The following is an 18,686-nucleotide window of genomic DNA, read 5'->3' on the forward strand; positions in this document are numbered from 1 at the left end:
CGCCCTTTTTTATGACTGGAATACAGAATCAAGAGGTTGCCAACTCGGCAACATCCCTTGTTATTTCTTCGGCATATTCAACTGTAATTCGGGTTGCAACGCCTTTTTCGCTTTAATCTTACGCATCACAAACCACGCCAAAAGCCCAATCAATATCGCACCAATATTACCAATCACGATGAACATAATACTGCGGCTCGTTGCTTCCTCTCTCATCTGAATAATCAACTGCTCTTGTTCAAGCTTACGCTGCTGGATTTCTTCTTCAATCTGTAAGCGGCGAGTCTCCTCAATGTTGACATCATCAACCACGCTGTAAGTATGCTCAGCAAGCGGGAAGTAAAGTGGACGCTGGCTGGCAAGCTCTGTCGCATACAATCTTCCAGACCAACGATAGTTACCGTTGTCTCCATTGTATGGAATTTCTAAACTTAACTTTAGCGCCTCTTTTTCTGACTGCCCCTCAGTAATAAAGATATCATCATAAATATTCGCATGTTCGACATGGGCAACGATGGAGCCTGGGGCTATCATTCCTTGCTCACCCGAAAAAACAATTTGATGTGGCGCACCATCAACACGAGATTGGATAAAGGTGGTTGAGACTGGAGCTGGGTAAACCAGCACCTCTTGCTCTTGGGCGCGTAAAAACACGCCGTTGCCAGAGGTGATCCTAACGCGATACTTACCCGGCATTGGGGTGATGGGCAGCGCTACAGTGAAAATGCCATCACCTGGCTGTTCATCTAAACCACGTCCATCATCGGCAAATTCACCAATCACTTCCGGTAATGGACGCGCTTCTTTAATCAGATCTTCTTCATTTTCAACGTATTTAGTAAAGGTTACTTTTAAGTTGACTCTATCGAGAAAGTCTCTCAACAATAAAGGCTTACCGTCGGAGGTTAAGCGAGCTGTAAATTTTAATTCTTCACCATGATACAAACGGCTAGGAAATACATCTGTATCCAATTGCAAGTGTGAGATTAGCTTAATGCTATTTTGTGGCGAAACCTTTCCTATAGCCTGCCAAGGGCCAGGCATTGGCTTATCAATTGAAATGATATCCATTGTGGGTTCTTGATACCAACGCATATTCTCATCGTACCGCCACGCGTAATATTTCTTACCATCTGGCCGCACAAGCACCACTGGCTGAGATGACTTTTCGCGATACACGACAAAAGTAATTTGTGAAATGGTTGGATCCACTCGAAAACGATTATCGAGTAGCGACATCGAGGAGGGATTTGCCGCAAAAACGCCAATACTCCACATCAGCGCAGCAATAGCCACCATTATCCTCAACATATTTTCTCCTACTGACGCCAAAGGCAACTTCCACTCTTTTCGACTAGATCCAATCTTTCTTGGTGTGCTTGTAGTTCATCGGCACAAGCATGCAAAACCTTTAGCTTTTTCCGACCTGCGATAGCTCGTTTTATTGACTCTCCTCCCACACTGCCATCACTGCGCGTTCCAGCATTAAATTGTAAAGAGGTTTGCCCACCTGTCATCAGCAGATAAACGTCCGCTAATATCTCCGCATCGAGCAATGCACCGTGCAAGGTACGATGTGAGTTATCGATACCATAACGATCACAAAGTATATCCAAATTGTTGCGTTTGCCGGGGAAAATACGCTTTGCCATAGCAAGCGTATCGGTCACTTTGCAATACTGCTCCGTCTTACCGATTTTAGCGTCGAGCTTGCGAAACTCGTAATCCATAAAACCGACGTCGAAGGGAGCGTTGTGTGCCACCAGCTCAGCTCCCTTGATGAAATCTAAAAACTCTTGATGCACATCGCGATATTGCGGTTTATCCATCAAAAACTCATCGGTAATACCGTGGATTTCGATCGCTTCTAACTGAATCTCACGATCGGGTTTCAGGTAGACATGGAAGTGGCGGCCTGTCAGCTTGCGGTTGATAATTTCAACGGCACCGATTTCAATAATGCGGTGTCCCTCATAATGAGGGCCGCCTTCACGGTTCATACCCGTGGTTTCCGTATCGAGAACGACGATACGTTGGGATTGGGAATTGCTGCTAGTATTCATAAGGATATGTATGTCAGACTATGCCAATAATGTGCGTAACCTAATAGTATCAAATCATGACAAAACAGGTGGAAATTTTCACTGATGGATCTTGCTTAGGTAATCCTGGCCCGGGTGGTTATGGGGTTGTCCTTCGTTACAAAGAAACCGAAAAAACGTTAGCCAAAGGCTACCGACTCACCACTAACAACCGAATGGAAATGTTAGCGGCAGTGGTTGCACTGCAAACACTGAAAGAACCATGTAATGTTATTCTCACCACAGACAGCCAATACGTTCGTCAAGGTATTACTCAGTGGATCCACAACTGGAAAAAACGCGGTTGGAAAACATCGGATAAAAAGCCAGTGAAGAATGCCGATTTATGGCAAGCACTCGATAAAGAAAGCGCCCGCCATACCATTGACTGGCGCTGGGTGAAAGGCCATACGGGTCATCGTGAAAATGAAATGTGCGATGAATTAGCACGCAATGCAGCAGAAAACCCAACCGAAGACGATATTGGGTATCAAGCATCCGAATAAGGGTCACAGGCCTTATCTTGGTTCTGAGTTGATAAACGGTAGTTCAAGCTAACTGGCGAAAGACGCCGTTTAAAACGCCAATGAGGTTTAATCGGTTTCAAGGGATAAGTACGTTTGCGCGCTACAATGAAATACAGGCTACCAAATGGAGCGGCCCAGTCGCCAATACCATTTTCCAACCACGCCCACATGGGTTGATATTTTTGCATCGGAAAAAGGGCATATTGGTCACAGTCAATCACTTGATAGTTCAAGACACTCAGCCAGTCCTTAATTCGGTTAGCGGTAAACATACGACCGCTCCAAGGTAAGTTATGTTTTCGCCAAGGCATCAAACTTGCGATCCCCGTAAAACTGATTGGATTAAACCCCGTAATAATGATGTAGCCATCATCCATCATCACGCGATCAACTTCGCGTAAGATACGGTGCGGATCGCCACAATAATCCAGTTGGTGCGCTAAAATAGCCACATCAAAACTCTTTTCGAGAAAAGGCAGTTCGTAGCTATCGGCAATCACCGTATGGAGTGGGTTTTCAATATCAAGATGAACTTGGTGTTGAATATTGCAGTTGCAACTGGCAAGCTCACAACTCAAACCACCGAGCTTAAGCATATGATAGCCAAATAATTTAGAGCACCATTCATCAAGCCGAGTCTGAATAGAATCACTAACCCACTGGCCATTTTTAAGTTGGGACCAAGAATGAGGCTTATCTAATTTTTTTTCGCTACGCGCTGGCTTCATCGATAACCTATTTCACCTCGGTGATTGGAGATACTCATGTTACAGATCAAAAGCATACCCGCATTTAATGATAATTACATCTGGCTGATCCAAAATAGCGATCAGCGTTGTGCTGTGGTCGATCCCGGTGATGCAGCACCAGTGCTTGAGTACCTCTCGAAGCATCAATTAACGCTCGAAGCAATATTAATTACCCACCATCACCATGATCACATTGGTGGTGTTGCAGAACTGGTTCGCCAGTTTCCCAGCATTAACGTTGTTGGTCCCGCTCATGAACCTATTCCTACCTTAACGCACACGGTTGAAGCTGGCGATCAGCTAGAACTGTTCAATGAAATCTTTATGGTGCTTGATCTCGCAGGACACACAAAAGGCCACATAGGCTATGTCGGTGACAATAAACTGTTTTGTGGCGATGTACTGTTCTCCGCAGGGTGTGGCCGTGTTTTTGAGGGCACAATGGAGCAAATGTTTACGTCACTGTGTAAACTTGCCGCATTGCCAGAAGAGACTGAGGTCTATTGCGCGCACGAATATACCGCAAGTAACGTCGCATTTGCTTTAGCCGTTGAGCCCGATAATGACCAACTTCAACAGTATCGAGATACCGTCAACCGGCTCCGAGCCCAGCAGAAATCGACATTACCGACCACGATCCGCCAAGAAAAATGGATCAATCCATTTTTGCGGACCCAGCAAGAGAGTGTGATGAAATCCGTCGCGAATCGTACTCAACAAACCGATCCTCTATCAATTTTTACCGCGTTACGTGAGTGGAAGAACGAATTTTGACGATTTGCTGCTTGTCATAGCAATAAAGTGCCAAGTATTATCAGCAGCCATTAAGTCAAAGGGCTGAGATAGATGCGATTTCAATTTAGCTGGGTGATGGTGCTCTTGTTAGCGGGGTGCCAAATCACTCAGCCAACAGACCAAACAACAGCGCCAAATGCCAAAGAGGCAAATAGCCCTCAGATTCAGACACAAAAAGAGATGGCTAAACAAAAGTCGTCATCTGCAAAAAAGACAACGCCGAAAGTGATCACGCCACAAGAGCAAGCGGACGTATGGCAGCGCATCGCAATGCAGTTGTCGATGGATATCCCAGATCATAAATCAGTGAATTATTATCGAACTTGGTATCTTAAACACCCTAATCACCTACAAACTGTTGCCGAGCGAGCAAAGCCATTTCTTTACCTTATCACTGAGAAAATTGAGCAGCGCGGCTTACCACTTGAGTTAGCACTCTTACCTATTGTTGAAAGCTCGTTTGATGCCTTTGCCTACTCACACGGTAGCGCTGCGGGGCTGTGGCAATTTGTGCCGAGTACGGGAGAGATGTATGGCCTAGAGCAAAATTTTTGGTATGACGGAAGACGAGATGTAGACGCCGCCACCGATGCGGCTTTGGATTATCTCACTGCATTAAATAAGCGTTTTGATGGTGATTGGAGCCATGCGATTGCCGCCTATAATAGCGGTGGTGGGCGGATCTCTAGCGCGATTCGTAAAAATCACAAGGCTGGTAAACCAACCGACTTTTTCTCACTCGATTTACCCGATGAAACCACAGGCTACGTCCCTAAATTACTCGCACTGGCCGATATTGTTGCCAATCAAGAAAAATATGGCATTGAAATCCCAGCGATCGCTAACAAACCAGTGTTAACGTTAGTCGACCCTCAAGAACAGCTTGATCTTGCCATTGCCGCCAATTACGCCGGAATGAGCGTGAAAGAGTTGCAAAGTTACAACCCGGCTTACAATCAATGGGCGACCTCGCCGACGGGACCTCATCAACTGCTTATCCCAGTAGATAAAGTGGAACGCTTTGCTCAGAAAGTTGAAGAGAATCGCGGTAAGGGGATGAAATTAGTACGCTACAAGGTAAAATCCGGCGATAGCTTGAGTGAGATTGCTCAACAGCACAATACCACCAGCAAAGTAATTCAGACGGCCAACAATCTCAATGGCAACGTCATTCGCGTTGGGCAGTATTTAATGATCCCAACATCCGTAAAAGACGAAAAAGCATACGCACTCAGTGCCAGTAACCGCTTAGCAAAAACGCAAGCGATGGCCCGTGGTCAGTATAAGCTGTCTCATACGGTAGCCAGAGGTGATAGCTTATGGAGCATTGCCAAACAGCACAATGTTTCCCATCAGTCCTTAGCAAAGTGGAACGGTATGGGGCCAAGAGACACGTTGAAGATTGGCCAAAAACTGGTCATTTGGAAAAATAGCAGTGAGGGTGCCATCATTCGCACCGTCTTTTATCAAGTGCGTAGCGGCGATACACTCAGCGCCATCGCTAATAAGTTTAAAGTCAAAAGCCTCGACATTGTAAAATGGAACGAGCTTGCAAACCAAAAGTACTTAAAGCCGGGTCAAAAACTCAAGCTCTACGTCGATGTCACTAAGGTCAGTGTATGAATCCTTCCAGTAACCCGTTAATCATGTTGGTGGATATTTTCCGTTCCCCCACGTCTTGTTTTTTAGCCCTTTATCAACGCGGCATATGGGGTTGGCAACCTTATCTCTTTTTAATCCTGAGTCCCTTTCTATTTTGGGGGGCTTATTTTGACGTGGTTAACCTTGAATGGTTAAAAGCTGGGCTCTCGGCGCAGTTGGCTATGGTCAACCCCGCTCAGCTTGAAATGTTAGATGCCAACACCTTGATGGCCAGCGAAATTATCAGTGATGTGGTAGGCCGCACGCTAACGATTTTCATGTTGGCATTGTGGTTCAATTTGGCGACCAAGCAGAGCCAACATCAGCACGGTTTCTGGCGTTGGTTTGCCGCAAGTGCTGTCATCACTTTCCCAGCCGTGTTGGGCGATCTCGCCAGTTACGCGAGCTTATTACTCAAACATGGCCACGTGATGACTTACGCTGCTGACCTTAATAGTTTAAATGGCCTAATTAAGTTGCCACTGACTAATGATTGGTCTCAATTTGCCAGCTCCTTCCCACTGCTTTTGCCTTGGTACATCGTACTTGGCTACGCGGCGGTGGGCGCATGGACAGAGCTTGAACGCGGCCAAGCTCTGGTGATTTCGGCGCTGCCTTGGATTGGCTATTACCTGATTTGGGCGCTGTACATCGCCATCAGCTAGAAAGTGGTTATAAACTAAAACTCGCCAATAGTGGGTTATGATCAGAAGCGTCCGTTACGGGCGCTTTTGCATTGAGTAGTGTTAAACCGCGATAAAAAAGATGATCAAGCACCAAGCCCGTTACAAACTGAACACGGTGATCGGGTTCGAACGACACTTCCTTCAAACCCACACGATTTAATGCAGCGGTTAATGTGTCCATTCTTGCTTGACTCCAGCTATTAAAATCGCCACCGACAATCACCGGCCCTTGATGTGTTTTTAATTGAACGAGTAACGCTTCCAGCTGATTGGTATACTCTTGCGTTCCATAGGTAAAGTTCACTGCATGCAGGTTTACAACCGCCAGAGTCTGACCATCACTTAAACGATACAGGGCGTAAATCGCCGATTTGGGTAAGCGTAACCAAGGCTCTAATTCGGTGTAAGCACACGCTAATACTGGCATCTGCCTGCCAAGATTTAACACTCCGGCTGATTCACCAAAAACACGAAAAGCATCCGCTTGTGTCCCTCCCCACTGCTTTTGGCTGATCCACTCTTTCAATGACAAGGTCATGCTCGCTTCTTGTAGCAACACCAATTGGGCATCTTGGCTGAATTTATCCAGCTCACTTTGCCATGTTGCTCTATTTTGTTTATAGATATTCCAAACCAGTACATTAAGCTGACCACGCACATCAATTGCGCGAGCGTTTGGATTATCGTAACAAATCAGTGGAGATGAAGCGTTTTTCCCATCAATAGTCAACAATTGCGGCGTTGAAGGAATAGTAAAAATAGAGAAAAAACTAACCACAGCCGCGGTAATCAGCAACAGCGGCAAAACAAGCAGATATTTTCTTTTCATAACGTTCAACAAAATTGGTAGGGATGTATTAATAAAGAGACAAAAAAGGAGCCATTGGCTCCCTTCTTCTCGGTGTACGGCTAAATAGCGTCTTCGTCTTCTTCACCGGTACGAATTCGTACCACTCGTTCAATATTAGTAATGAAAATTTTACCATCACCAATTTTTCCCGTTTGCGCCGTCTCAATAATGGTGTCAACGCAGCGATCAGCGACATCGTCAGTCACCACAATTTCAAGCTTCACTTTAGGTAAGAAATCCACCATGTACTCAGCGCCACGGTACAATTCAGTATGCCCTTTTTGACGACCAAATCCTTTTACTTCAGAAACAGTCATACCCGTGATCCCTACTTCAGCTAACGCTTCGCGGACGTCATCAAGTTTAAATGGCTTAATAATGGCTTCGATTTTTTTCATGTTCATCCCTTACACTTTCGTCAATTGGTGGCATTATCTGCTAGCAAAAAAAAACAATCAATAAAAAGCCCAAGCAACGCTTGGGCTGATTGAAACCCGTTCACTGTCATTTACTTAAGACTTGCGAAATAGGCCGCTAAGTTTTCAATATCGGCATCACTGAGCATTGCCGCTTGCGCTTGCATTACGACGGCTAAACCACCATTACGCTCTTTATTCTTGTAGGCTTTAACTGATGAGATAAGGTATTGCTCATTTTGCCCTTTTAGATTTGGGTATCCCGGAATAAGGGCAATCCCGTCTGCGCCGTGACACGCCGCGCAGATAGCCGCTTTGGCTTGCCCTGCGGCTGGGTCTCCAGCAAACGCGCTTCCCGCTAACAACGTAAAACCCATAACTATTCCAATCGCGACTTTTTTCATTGCTCCACCTTTATGTCCATATTCATTGTATGTTTTATACGAATTTTGCATGAAAAGCGTTCATTTGTCCCAGATGAGTTCACAATCTTGCCCACTGAAGTCACGATCAACAAATAAATTTGCAATCGCAACCACTTGATTCCGATGCATCAATATTGGCGTTCTTCGTCGTAACCAACTCGGCACGCCATACTCTTGGAACAATTTTTTTAGCTTTCGACTTCCCACTCGTCCTGAAGGGCATGCTGCCAGCCCTTCAGGATTAAACGTAACGCTTAATTGATGGCAATCATCGGGCAAAGCTATTCCCTTGCTAGCACCATGAGACGATAACCTCAGATTACCTAGTCCATCAGGCAAGGTTAGTGATTGATCGGGCACAATCATCGCCTGCCAATCTGAAATGTCTTGATAAGTTTGGATGCAATATAGCTTTTGGTCAAAGCGGCGGATCTCACTTTGCCCTAGTTTAAGCCGAGGATTAGCATCAATACGCGCAGACGCCACTTGTTGCCAAATCATCGCCAAATGTTCTTGAGTCGGCATTGGCTCCCCCAATTGAGCAAGCCACATTCTTAGCAATTGATAGCGTGCTAATTCGCTGCGATGAGAAAGCGCAGTAATTGATAAACTGCCATCAGGCATCTTTGCCTCTTGCATTGCCTCTTGTAGCAGCTCTTCAAGCAACACCTGCTGCTGAGCACACAATGTCGCACTACGAGCAACCGCTTGGTGAATATGCGGCCAGCGCTGCGTAAGAACTGGCGTGATGTGATGGCGGATAAAATTACGATCAAAACGGGTATCTTGGTTGCTTTCGTCCTCGACCCAATCCAAATTCTGGGTTACGGCAAAGCTTTCGATCTGTACGCGAGTCGCCGCAAGCAAAGGACGGACGATTTTCCCCGCGCCAAATGGCATCGCTTGTGCCATCGAAGAAAGTCCTTTGGGTCCACTACCACGCTTTAACGCGAGAAAAAATGTCTCGATCTGATCATCGCTATGCTGTCCAGTTAGCAACAAATCGTCAGTGTTAATGTATTTCGCTAAAACTTGGTAACGCGCCATACGCGCCAATGACTCCAAACTTTCACCGCTAGCGGTATCGAGTTGCACCCGTTCAATAAAAAAAGGGATCGCGGCGTGTTGGGCCCAGCGCTGGCACTGTTTGGCCCACTCATCGGCATGTTGACTTAATCCATGATGAACATAAACAGCGCAGCACTCACAGGAGGTTTCGTCACGATATTGCGCCAATAGTTCAAGCATCGCCCGCGAGTCCATGCCACCACTAAAACCCAAGACTAATTGGCTGCTTGCTAAGCGATGACGATTGATAACGTGTGAAAATAGCGAATAAAGTTCAGACATGGGTTTTCAGCGCTAAGAGGAATTGATGCCAGTTTACCTTGAAACGCGCCAAGCAAACCAGTCCTGAAATCGGGCCGATAAAAAAGGGCTGGACAGAATCCAACCCTTTTTATTTATTGTTCGCTCTGCTGTTTAGCAGTAGCCGTAGTTCATCAAACGTTGATAACGACGAGCCAATAATGCTTCTTCATTCAGCGGCTCTAAATCAGCAAGCTGTTTTAGCAGTGTTGCTTTCATATTGGCGGCCATTTGTATTGGATCGCGATGCGCGCCACCTAATGGTTCTTCGATAATTTCATCAATCAGCTCAAGCTCTTTTAAGCGAGGAGCGACTAAGCCCATCGCTTCAGCCGCTTGCGGCGCTTTATCTGAATCTCGCCACAAGATTGAAGCGCATCCTTCTGGCGAAATTACCGCATAAGTGGAATATTGCAGCATGTTCACGTAGTCACCCACGCCAATCGCTAAAGCGCCACCAGAGCCACCTTCACCGACAACATTACAAATAACTGGCACTTTCAAGCCTGACATCACTTTTAGGTTTGTAGCAATCGCTTCAGATTGGCCACGTTCTTCAGCGCCAACACCAGGATAAGCACCTGCGGTATCAATGAAGGTAATAATAGGCATGCCAAAACGTTCAGCCATTTTCATCAAACGTAGCGCTTTGCGATAGCCTTCTGGTTTTGGCATTCCGAAGTTACGTCTTACTTTCTCTCTCGTTTCACGTCCTTTTTGGTGACCAATCACCATCACCGGACGTCCTTCTAAACGAGCAATGCCGCCGACAATCGCTTTGTCATCAGCAAAAGCGCGATCACCAGCCAACTCGTCAAACTCAGTGAAGACATGGTTGATGTAATCAAGCGTGTAAGGGCGTTGTGGATGGCGTGCCAATTGAGCCACTTGCCATGCCCCTAAATCACCAAAGATTTTCTTCTTAAGCTCTAAGCTTTTCTTTTCTAGCTGTTCGATCTCTTTGTCGAGATCAACGGACTTATCACCACCATGGCGAGACACGTCGCGTAGCGCCTGAATTTTAGCCTCAAGTTCAGCAATTGGTTTTTCAAATTCTAGAAAATTTAGGCTCATCTACCGATCCTTTTATACTCAGCGTTCAACATATTTGACGCCAAATTTTAGTTAAATTCGAGTTCTACCTGATCTTTGCCAAGTAGCTGTTTCAATTCGTCTAACAATGTATCACTTGGGGTTACACGCCACTGCGTACCAAGAGTGAGTCGCACTCTCGCCTCTGCGCGTTGGTAGTATACATTGACAGGTATAGTCCCTGCTCGGTGAGGCTCTAAGATCTGACTAAAGCGCTCAAAAAACTGGCTGTCTATCTGTGATTGTTCAATCGATATCGACAAGCCACGGGCATATTTTTCACGCGCACTGCCCAAGTCCATGACTTCGCGCGCCGACATTTTAAGGCCACCATTGAAGTCATCAAAGCTGACCTGTCCAGAAATCACTAAAATTCTATCTTTTTCTAACAGCTCTGCATACCGCTCTAACGCATCAGAGAATAACATCACTTCCATACGTCCTGAACGATCATCTAACGTCATGATGCCAATCCGCGTGCCACGCTTGGTGGTCATGACTTTAGCAGCAATCACTAACCCCGCTAAAGTGACGGATTGATCGCGTCGCGTTGGCGTGGCATCTTTTAGTCGACAACTGGTGTACTTCGCAAGTTCCTTAATATGTGCGTTTATTGGATGCCCGGTCAAATAAAGGCCTAATGTATCGCGCTCACCTTCAAGCCAAACTTTCTCAGGCCACTCGGGGACTTGCGTATATTTATGCTCTACTTCTTCTGGCGCATCAGTCAATACACCAAACATATCAACCTGACCAAAGGCTTCAGCTTGGTGGAATTGGCTGGCCGCTTTCACAGCATCATTTAATGAGGCCATCATTGCAGCACGGTGTGGGCCTAAACGATCCAAAGCACCCGCATAAATAAGCTTTTCAATCACACGCTTATTGACTTTTTTCAAATCAATTCTGGCGCAAAAATCAAACAAATCTTTAAAATAACCGCCTGCTGTGCGCGCTTCTAAAATCGCTTCAATCGGCCCTTCACCCACACCTTTGATCGCGCCAATACCATAGACAATCGCGCCATTTTCATCGACGTTAAAGCGGTACAAACCGGCGTTAATATCCGGTGGTAACACTTTAAGATTCATGCGTAAACATTCATCCACTAAGCCAACCACCTTTTCGGTGTTGTCCATGTCGGCCGTCATTACTGCCGCCATAAATTCGGCTGGGTAGTGGGTTTTTAACCATAAGGTTTGATAAGAAACCAGAGCATAAGCCGCAGAGTGCGATTTGTTAAACCCGTAACCGGCGAATTTTTCTACTAAGTCGAAGATTTTCATCGACAATTCGCCATCCACGCCGTTTTTTATCGAACCTTCTTCAAAAATCGCCCGCTGCTTGGCCATCTCTTCTGGCTTTTTCTTACCCATCGCACGGCGCAGCATATCCGCGCCGCCTAGTGTGTATCCGGCTAGGACTTGGGCGATCTGCATCACTTGCTCTTGGTACAAGATGATGCCGTAGGTTGGGTCTAGAATTTCTTTTAATGACTCATGTTGCCATTTTTCATCTGGGTAGGAGATCGCCTCTCGGCCATGTTTACGGTCGATAAAGTTATCCACCATACCCGATTGCAAAGGCCCAGGGCGAAACAGAGCCACTAGTGCAATGATATCTTCGAAGCAGTCTGGCTGGAGACGTTTGATCAGATCTTTCATGCCGCGCGATTCTAACTGGAATACCGCGGTGGTTTCAGAATTTTGCAATACACGAAATGAAACTGGGTCTTCTAACGGGATAGCTTCAATACGAACGGGCTCTTTGCCTTCTCGTTGTAAGCGCGGGTTAATCAGCCCTAGTGCCCAATCGATAATGGTTAAGGTACGTAGACCTAAGAAGTCAAACTTGACTAAGCCTGCGGTTTCAACATCGTTCTTATCAAATTGAGTAACGGGGAAATGCCCTTCAGCATCCGCATAAATCGGCGAAAAGTCGGTAATTGTGGTTGGGGAGATCACCACCCCACCCGCATGCTTACCAGCGTTACGCGTGCAACCTTCTAGAATTCGGCACTTATCAATCAGCTCTTTGACGTCTTCGTCATTGTTGTACAGCTCAGGTAACGCGGGTTCAGCCTTAAACGCCTTTTCGAGTGTCATTCCTGGATCTAGTGGAATAAGCTTTGAAATGCGGTCGACAAATCCAAACGGATGACCAAGCACGCGTCCCACGTCACGAATGACCGCTTTGGCAGCCATAGTACCAAAGGTGATGATCTGTGATACCGCATCACGACCATACATTTCAGCAACGTGATCAATAACTTGGTCACGTTTATCCATACAGAAATCGACGTCAAAATCGGGCATTGAGACCCGTTCTGGGTTCAAGAAACGTTCGAAAAGTAAATCATATTGTAGTGGATCTAAATCGGTAATTTTGAGCGCGTAAGCCACCAATGAACCCGCACCCGATCCGCGTCCCGGTCCCACCGGAATATCGTTATCTTTTGACCACTGGATGAACTCCATCACAATCAAGAAATAACCGGGGAATCCCATGTTATTAATTACTTCGAGCTCAATTTGCAGCCGTTCATCATATTCAGGGCGACGTTGTGCGCGAACATCAGGATCGGGGAACAGAAATTCAAGACGCTCTTCAAGGCCTTCTTGTGATTTCATCACCAAGTATTCGGTTTCTTTCATTCCTTCCGTTGGGAAGGCGGGCAAGAAATATTCCCCCAAACGGACGGTAACATTACACCGTTTGGCAATCTCAACACTGTTTTGCAGCGCTTCAGGAATGTCGGCAAACAGCTCACACATTTCCGCTTCGGAGCGCAAATATTGCTGTGGGCTGTAATTTTTTGGCCGACGAGGATCTTCCATGGTGTAGCCATCATGAATCGCTACTCGAATTTCATGCGCTTCAAAAAACTCTTCGCTGAGAAACACCACTTCATTGGTTGCAACGACGGGCAGATCGTTATTTTCAGCTAATTCTAGAGCAAAGTGCAGATAGCTCTCTTCGTCGGCTCGCCCTGTGCGAGTCAATTCAAGGTAAAAACGATCGACAAAATGAGTTTGATAAAACTCGACACATTTATCGACTAACGCCTGATTACCTTTAAGCAGTGCTTTGCCTATTTCACCACTTTTTCCACCCGAAAGCACAATCAAGCCTTCGGCATATTTCACTAGCCACGCTTTATCAATCACAGGTAGGTGTTGCACATGACCGCGTAGATAAGCATCGGAGATCAGTAAGGTCAGATTTTTATAACCAACATTATCACTCGCTAGAACCGTCAGCTTGGTGAGCTCATCACCAAACTCCTCGGATTGCATGACAAAATCTGCACCGATAATCGGCTTTACCCCACAGTTATGAGCGGTACCATAAAATTTGACCAAACCACATAAGTTCGTGAAGTCGGTCAACGCCACGGCAGGCATCCCCATCTCGGCCACTTTTTTCACAAGCGGTGGCACTTTGGACAAGCCATCGATCATAGAAAAGTCGCTGTGGACACGAAGGTGGACAAACTTTGGTTCTGGCATGCAATAAAATCCTAGATGCTAGGTTTGGTACAAGATTTGGCGGTTATTCTACGCGAATCTGCTCGTGGCTGACACCCGCAATTAGTCAATTCCCAGCACGCGTTTCACTGGCTTAAAGCTTTTACGGTGCTCTGCGATGACGCCATGCTGTTCGATCGCGGCAAAATGCGCTTTAGTTGGATAGCCCTTATGTTGAGCAAAGCCAAATTGTGGGTACAATTTATCGAGCGCTTCCATCTCTTTATCGCGTACCACTTTAGCAATGATTGAGGCGGCACTGATTTGCGCCACACGCATATCCCCCTTGACGACCGCGATACCATGCATCGGTAATTGTGGGACACGGTTGCCATCAATTAAAGCCAAATCAGGTTGAATCGCTAGACCTGCAATCGCGCGTTGCATCGCCACCATAGTCGCTTGAAGAATATTAAGCTGATCAATTTCAGCTGGTGAACAGCGGCCAACAGACCAAGCGAGCGCCTTTTGTTGAATTTCAGGAAAAAGCGCTAGGCGTTTTTTTTCTGATAACTTTTTCGAGTCGGCTAAACCTTCAATCGGATTATTCGGATCCAAGATTACTGCGGCAGTCACTACGTCGCCCACTAATGGACCTCGGCCAACTTCATCCACTCCTGCAATCAAAACATAGCCCTTAGGGTATTCAAAAGGAGTCAGTGTTTGTTCTGCCATCTTGTCTATTTTCCTCTCGTTATTTTTCAATCGCTCTTAATCGTTAATGGTTAATCAAGCTTAAAACCGCTTTGGCAGCTTGTTGATCGGCGCCTTTGCGGATCCAGTGATGCATTTCAGTAAAACGTTCAATTAAAGAGGAATTATCACGGCTAAGCATGCTATCGACCGCAGGAAACAGATGTTGCGGGTCGCATTCATCAAGAATGAACTCAGGAACCAGTTCTTCTCCGGCTAAAATATTGGGCAGTGAAACAAATTCGGTTATCGCAAGCTTCTGAACCAACCATCCGGTAAGCCAGTTCACTTTGTATCCCACCACCATCGGCCGTTTGAGCAACATGCATTCCAGTGCGACTGTGCCAGAGGCAAGCAGCACAGCATCTGCAGCCGTAATGACATTACGCGCGGTGTCTTCAATAATAACAAAATCGAGCTCTGGGGCGATCTCCTGCCAAATGGTTTCAAACTGCTGTTTACGTTTGGGATTGACGGCAGCTACCACAAAACCAATATCAGGGTATTTCTGTTTGATTTGTCGACATGTTTCAATAAATGGCTTGGCAATTAAACCGACTTCTCCCCCTCGGCTACCGGGTAGCACAGCCAGCCACTGTTTATCTGTCTCTAATTTCAACAGTTCACGAGCGGCGATTTTATCGGGTTGCAGTGGAATGGCATCGGCCAGTGTGTGGCCGACAAATTCGCACGCAACCTGATACTTGTCGTAAAACGCTTTTTCAAACGGAAGAAATGCCAGCACTAGATCGGTCGCCGCATCGATTTTAAAAATACGTTTGGGACGCCATGCCCATACAGATGGGCTCACGTAGTGGACGGTTTTGATGCCCGCTTTTTTGAGATCAAGCTCTAGTCGTAAATTAAAATCTGGTGCATCAATACCAACAAACACATCCGGCGGATTGGCTTTAAAATACTTCACCAACTGCGCTTTAACTTTCAGTAAACGCGGTAAGCGGCCAAGCACCTCAACCAGACCCATCACGGCTAGCTCTTCCATATCAAATAAAGATTCACAACCTTGAGCAATCATCTTAGGGCCACCAATACCGACAAATTGTGCATTGGGGTATTGCTGCTTGATGGCTTGAATGAAGCCTTCTCCTAATGTATCGCCAGAAAGCTCTCCGGCAACAATACCGATTCTTAGGGGATTTTCATGTGAGTGCATATCGTTTCCTAACAGAATCCGCTCAGCCGTTATGCGGCATCAAAAAGACAAAAGATCGCTAAACAAGTAGCGATCTTCGGATATTAATCAAAATTCAGTGGCGAACTAACGAATAATGCCGCGCTCAGTTTTTTCTAGTAAATCAGTAAAACGCTGAATCGATGGGTACTCTTTCGCCATCTCAACCAATATAGGTAAGACCTCTGCTTGCGTTTTACCTGATCGGTAAATCTCTTTATACGCTTTTTGTAGCGCGCGAATTTCGGCTTTTTCAAAACCATTTCGCTTCAAACCAACAAGGTTAAGGCCAAATGGTGAAGCATGGTTACCTTGTGCTAACACGTAAGCGGGTACATCTTGCACCACAGCAGAACAACCACCGATATAGGCATAAGCACCAACGCTACAGAAAGGATGAATCGCCGACAATGCCATAACACCAGCATAGTCTCCGACCGTCACATGGCCGCCAAGAATTGCGTTGTTACCAATGTGCGTATGATTACCAACAATCACATCGTGCGCAATATGGGCATTCACACACAATAGGTTGTCGTTGCCAACAACTGTTTGCGTTTTATCTTGCATAGTACCACGGTGAATTTGCACCGCTTCACGAATAACATTGCGATCACCAATGACGACTCGCGTATCTTCACCACCATACTTCTTATCTTGGTTCTCTTCGCCAATGACGGCGTGAGGGAAAATACGGTTCTCTTCACCAATGACGGTGTTTCCTTTGATGACCACATGCGACATCACTTCCGTACCTTGGCCAATGCTTACCCCAGAGGTGATGTAAGTAAATGGACCAACCGTGACGTTAGCTCCGATGATAGCGCCATCTTCAACCACCGCACTTGGGTGGATTTGTGCAGTTTCATGAATCATATTAAAACTCTCTACGAGCACATTTCATTTCAGCTGAACACACAACCTCACCATCAACTTTCGCTACGCCATTAAATAACGCAATACCACGACGCTCTTTAATGAACTGCACTTCGATGATCAGTTGGTCGCCAGGGCCTACAGGTTTACGAAACTTCGCATTATCAATACTAGCAAAGTAATACAATTCGTTATCTTTCGGTGCACCAAAGGTTTTGAATGCTAATAGGCCCGTTGCTTGTGCCATTGCTTCTAAAATCAGCACACCTGGAAAAATAGGTAACTGCGGAAAATGACCAGTGAACTGAGGTTCATTAACTGACACATTTTTCAAGCCAACAAGGTATTTGCCTTCTTCAAAGTCAATTACACGGTCAATCAACAGAAATGGGTAACGGTGAGGAAGCAGCCTCTGAATTTCAGTGATGTGCATCGTTTTCGTTTCAGTCGTCAAAGTCATATTCCTATACAGTAAAACTTTCAAAAATTATTTGGCATTATAGACGAAAAAGACTCGCAATTGGCGAGCCTAATCGGGAAAAAGTAGAATTAGGATTCCGCTTCCTGCTCTAAGTACTTTTCAAGTGCTTTAAGTCGCTTGTGCATATCTTCGATACGGTGAACGCGAGCGGCAGTTTTACGCCATTCTTTGTTCGGTTGCAACGGAATACCAGAAGAGAACATGCCTTTCTCGGTGATGCTACGCATCACCATCCCCATGCCAGTAATAGTGACCCCATCGACAATCTCGATATGGCCATTGATCACCGCACCGCCACCAATAATGCAATATTTGCCTATGTGGGTGCTGCCAGCAATGATGGTACCGCCAGCAATTGCAGTGCCATAGCCAATACAGACGTTATGTGCAATCTGTAATTGGTTATCGAGAATGACGTTATCTTCAATAATCGTGTCATCTAATGCGCCACGATCAATTGTCGTGCAGGCACCGATTTCAACTCGATTACCGATCCGGACTGTGCCAATTTGCGGAATTTTAATCCACTCACCTTTCTCATTGGCATAGCCAAAACCATCAGAACCAATCACGGCACCTGACTGAATAAGGCACGCCGAGCCAATTTCCACTTCGTGGTAAACGCTGACATTTGCCCACAACTGGGTGTTAGCGCCAATTTTGGCGTTTTTACCGATGAAACAGCCGGCACCAATGGAGACGTTATCGCCCAGCTGCACACCCGTCTCAATGACCGAGTTTGCACCAATAGAAACGTTCTGCCCTAGCTGGGCATCCGGTGCAACAACCGCAGAAGAGCTGATATCACTCGCAGGTCGCGGTGTCGTGTCCAGCGCTTGCGCCACCTTTGCAAAAGCAACGTATGGATCAGCGACGACCAATACATTGGTTGTACACAATTCACGTTCACTAGCCTTGACCATAATCACCGTTGCGCGGCATTGACCAAGGTGTTTGTTATATTTGGGATTAGAGAGGAAAGTTACGTAACCTTCCTGCGCCTTATCCATAGGTGCGACAGCGGAAACTGTCGCAGAGCCATCACCAAACAGCTCTCCCCCGGTGATGGTTGCCAATTCGGCTAAAGTCAGTTTTGCCATAATAATATTATTTAAGTTGTTTAATTACTTTCTCTGATAGGTTGTAGTCCGGCTTACCATATTGCATAGCTTGCACGTCAACAACGATGTCATAACCTTCTTTTTCCGCAACTTTCTTCACAGCGTCTTGAATCACCATGAAGAGTTTTTGCTTCTCTTCACTCTCACGACGCGCTGAGGCTTGCTC

At 46.0% G+C, this 18,686-nt stretch carries 19 protein-coding genes; 4 read left to right on the top strand and 15 right to left on the bottom strand.

From position 1 onward, the window contains the following. Nucleotides 1-60: 60 nt before the first annotated feature. Both AACT18_RS03385 and dnaQ read right to left on the bottom strand, forming a co-directional pair. Complete coding sequence (locus tag AACT18_RS03385; RefSeq protein ID WP_161439597.1) at nt 61-1,311, bottom strand: TIGR03503 family protein; 1,251 nt, start codon at nt 1,309-1,311, stop codon at nt 61-63. Nucleotides 1,312-1,319: 8 nt separating this feature from the next. Beyond that, nucleotides 1,320-2,063 (bottom strand): DNA polymerase III subunit epsilon, encoded by a 744-nt coding sequence (dnaQ, locus tag AACT18_RS03390; RefSeq protein ID WP_094125182.1) that lies wholly within the window; start codon nt 2,061-2,063, stop codon nt 1,320-1,322. A 56-nt stretch (nt 2,064-2,119) separates the two neighbouring features. On the opposite strand from dnaQ, the gene rnhA reads away from it, so the two are divergent. Next, entirely contained in the window at nt 2,120-2,587 is a 468-nt protein-coding gene (gene rnhA / locus AACT18_RS03395) for a ribonuclease HI (RefSeq protein ID WP_094125183.1), read from the top strand. Here the strand turns inward: rnhA and AACT18_RS03400 are convergent. After that, a complete protein-coding gene (locus AACT18_RS03400; protein ID WP_013856227.1) occupies nt 2,572-3,336 on the bottom strand; it encodes a methyltransferase domain-containing protein in 765 nt (254 codons plus the stop codon). The two genes, rnhA and AACT18_RS03400, sit on opposite strands and share 16 nt — an antisense overlap. Nucleotides 3,337-3,372: 36 nt before the next feature. Here AACT18_RS03400 and gloB point away from each other — a divergent pair, with 36 nt between their 5' ends. From gloB to AACT18_RS03415, 3 genes are all read left to right on the top strand, one after another. Further along, nucleotides 3,373-4,131, top strand: a complete 759-nt coding sequence (gloB, locus tag AACT18_RS03405) for a hydroxyacylglutathione hydrolase (protein ID WP_094125184.1) — start codon at nt 3,373-3,375, stop codon at nt 4,129-4,131. Nucleotides 4,132-4,203: 72 nt separating this feature from the next. After that, nucleotides 4,204-5,775 carry a lytic transglycosylase gene (locus AACT18_RS03410; RefSeq protein WP_094125185.1) on the top strand — a complete coding sequence of 524 codons (1,572 nt, stop codon included), beginning with the start codon at nt 4,204-4,206 and terminating at the stop codon, nt 5,773-5,775. Then, nucleotides 5,772-6,458: a YIP1 family protein gene (locus tag AACT18_RS03415; RefSeq protein ID WP_094125186.1), complete on the top strand. Its 687-nt coding sequence runs from the start codon at nt 5,772-5,774 to the stop codon at nt 6,456-6,458. Before AACT18_RS03410 ends, AACT18_RS03415 begins: the two co-directional genes overlap by 4 nt. Nucleotides 6,459-6,465: 7 nt before the next feature. Here AACT18_RS03415 and AACT18_RS03420 read toward each other — a convergent pair whose 3' ends face one another. From AACT18_RS03420 to AACT18_RS03475, 12 genes are all read right to left on the bottom strand, one after another. Beyond that, nucleotides 6,466-7,308 (bottom strand): endonuclease/exonuclease/phosphatase family protein, encoded by an 843-nt coding sequence (locus tag AACT18_RS03420; RefSeq protein ID WP_026027911.1) that lies wholly within the window; start codon nt 7,306-7,308, stop codon nt 6,466-6,468. A gap of 80 nt (nt 7,309-7,388) precedes the next feature. Next, nucleotides 7,389-7,727 carry a nitrogen regulatory protein P-II gene (gene glnB / locus AACT18_RS03425; RefSeq protein ID WP_010320105.1) on the bottom strand — a complete coding sequence of 113 codons (339 nt, stop codon included), beginning with the start codon at nt 7,725-7,727 and terminating at the stop codon, nt 7,389-7,391. 110 nt (nt 7,728-7,837) lie between these two features. After that, nucleotides 7,838-8,149, bottom strand: a complete 312-nt coding sequence (locus tag AACT18_RS03430; RefSeq protein WP_026027913.1) for a c-type cytochrome — start codon at nt 8,147-8,149, stop codon at nt 7,838-7,840. Between the two features lie 60 nt (nt 8,150-8,209). After that, entirely contained in the window at nt 8,210-9,520 is a 1,311-nt protein-coding gene (gene tilS, locus AACT18_RS03435; RefSeq protein ID WP_094124758.1) for a tRNA lysidine(34) synthetase TilS, read from the bottom strand. A gap of 132 nt (nt 9,521-9,652) precedes the next feature. Further along, on the bottom strand, nt 9,653-10,612 hold the full coding sequence (accA, locus tag AACT18_RS03440; protein WP_013856219.1) for an acetyl-CoA carboxylase carboxyl transferase subunit alpha: 960 nt from the start codon (nt 10,610-10,612) through the stop codon (nt 9,653-9,655). 47 nt (nt 10,613-10,659) lie between these two features. Further along, complete coding sequence (gene dnaE / locus AACT18_RS03445) at nt 10,660-14,139, bottom strand: DNA polymerase III subunit alpha (protein ID WP_094124759.1); 3,480 nt, start codon at nt 14,137-14,139, stop codon at nt 10,660-10,662. Nucleotides 14,140-14,220: 81 nt separating this feature from the next. Beyond that, nucleotides 14,221-14,832: a ribonuclease HII gene (rnhB, locus tag AACT18_RS03450; protein WP_081245052.1), complete on the bottom strand. Its 612-nt coding sequence runs from the start codon at nt 14,830-14,832 to the stop codon at nt 14,221-14,223. A gap of 43 nt (nt 14,833-14,875) precedes the next feature. Next, the gene (gene lpxB, locus AACT18_RS03455; protein ID WP_017046603.1) at nt 14,876-16,024 is read right to left on the bottom strand and encodes a lipid-A-disaccharide synthase; all 1,149 of its coding nucleotides are present in this window, start codon (nt 16,022-16,024) and stop codon (nt 14,876-14,878) included. A 105-nt stretch (nt 16,025-16,129) separates the two neighbouring features. Beyond that, nucleotides 16,130-16,918: an acyl-ACP--UDP-N-acetylglucosamine O-acyltransferase gene (gene lpxA / locus AACT18_RS03460; RefSeq protein WP_010320113.1), complete on the bottom strand. Its 789-nt coding sequence runs from the start codon at nt 16,916-16,918 to the stop codon at nt 16,130-16,132. Nucleotide 16,919: 1 nt separating this feature from the next. Continuing rightward, nucleotides 16,920-17,351: a 3-hydroxyacyl-ACP dehydratase FabZ gene (gene fabZ, locus AACT18_RS03465; RefSeq protein ID WP_026027636.1), complete on the bottom strand. Its 432-nt coding sequence runs from the start codon at nt 17,349-17,351 to the stop codon at nt 16,920-16,922. A gap of 116 nt (nt 17,352-17,467) precedes the next feature. Further along, on the bottom strand, nt 17,468-18,499 hold the full coding sequence (gene lpxD, locus AACT18_RS03470; RefSeq protein WP_094124760.1) for a UDP-3-O-(3-hydroxymyristoyl)glucosamine N-acyltransferase: 1,032 nt from the start codon (nt 18,497-18,499) through the stop codon (nt 17,468-17,470). A gap of 7 nt (nt 18,500-18,506) precedes the next feature. After that, the coding region (locus AACT18_RS03475; RefSeq protein ID WP_176445987.1) for an OmpH family outer membrane protein at nt 18,507-18,686 on the bottom strand (180 nt) is incomplete at its 5' end.

It is taken from the genome of Vibrio sp. V04_P4A5T148 (assembly GCF_963875605.1).
GTDB lineage: Bacteria > Pseudomonadota > Gammaproteobacteria > Enterobacterales > Vibrionaceae > Vibrio > Vibrio anguillarum.

Excerpts from the sequence above, each read along its gene's own strand:
- lpxB (WP_017046603.1), bottom strand. The coding sequence starts at position 16,024 with ATGCACTCACATGAAAATCCCCTAAGAATCGGTATTGTTGCCGGAGAG.
- glnB (WP_010320105.1), bottom strand. The coding sequence starts at position 7,727 with ATGAAAAAAATCGAAGCCATTATTAAGCCATTTAAACTTGATGACGTC.
- AACT18_RS03400 (WP_013856227.1), bottom strand. The coding sequence starts at position 3,336 with ATGAAGCCAGCGCGTAGCGAAAAAAAATTAGATAAGCCTCATTCTTGG.
- fabZ (WP_026027636.1), bottom strand. The coding sequence starts at position 17,351 with ATGCACATCACTGAAATTCAGAGGCTGCTTCCTCACCGTTACCCATTT.
- rnhA (WP_094125183.1), top strand. The coding sequence starts at position 2,120 with ATGACAAAACAGGTGGAAATTTTCACTGATGGATCTTGCTTAGGTAAT.
- accA (WP_013856219.1), bottom strand. The coding sequence starts at position 10,612 with ATGAGCCTAAATTTTCTAGAATTTGAAAAACCAATTGCTGAACTTGAG.
- AACT18_RS03385 (WP_161439597.1), bottom strand. The coding sequence starts at position 1,311 with ATGTTGAGGATAATGGTGGCTATTGCTGCGCTGATGTGGAGTATTGGC.
- tilS (WP_094124758.1), bottom strand. The coding sequence starts at position 9,520 with ATGTCTGAACTTTATTCGCTATTTTCACACGTTATCAATCGTCATCGC.
- lpxD (WP_094124760.1), bottom strand. The coding sequence starts at position 18,499 with ATGGCAAAACTGACTTTAGCCGAATTGGCAACCATCACCGGGGGAGAG.
- gloB (WP_094125184.1), top strand. The coding sequence starts at position 3,373 with ATGTTACAGATCAAAAGCATACCCGCATTTAATGATAATTACATCTGG.
- lpxA (WP_010320113.1), bottom strand. The coding sequence starts at position 16,918 with ATGATTCATGAAACTGCACAAATCCACCCAAGTGCGGTGGTTGAAGAT.
- dnaE (WP_094124759.1), bottom strand. The coding sequence starts at position 14,139 with ATGCCAGAACCAAAGTTTGTCCACCTTCGTGTCCACAGCGACTTTTCT.
- AACT18_RS03410 (WP_094125185.1), top strand. The coding sequence starts at position 4,204 with ATGCGATTTCAATTTAGCTGGGTGATGGTGCTCTTGTTAGCGGGGTGC.
- AACT18_RS03430 (WP_026027913.1), bottom strand. The coding sequence starts at position 8,149 with ATGAAAAAAGTCGCGATTGGAATAGTTATGGGTTTTACGTTGTTAGCG.
- rnhB (WP_081245052.1), bottom strand. The coding sequence starts at position 14,832 with ATGGCAGAACAAACACTGACTCCTTTTGAATACCCTAAGGGCTATGTT.
- AACT18_RS03420 (WP_026027911.1), bottom strand. The coding sequence starts at position 7,308 with ATGAAAAGAAAATATCTGCTTGTTTTGCCGCTGTTGCTGATTACCGCG.
- AACT18_RS03415 (WP_094125186.1), top strand. The coding sequence starts at position 5,772 with ATGAATCCTTCCAGTAACCCGTTAATCATGTTGGTGGATATTTTCCGT.
- dnaQ (WP_094125182.1), bottom strand. The coding sequence starts at position 2,063 with ATGAATACTAGCAGCAATTCCCAATCCCAACGTATCGTCGTTCTCGAT.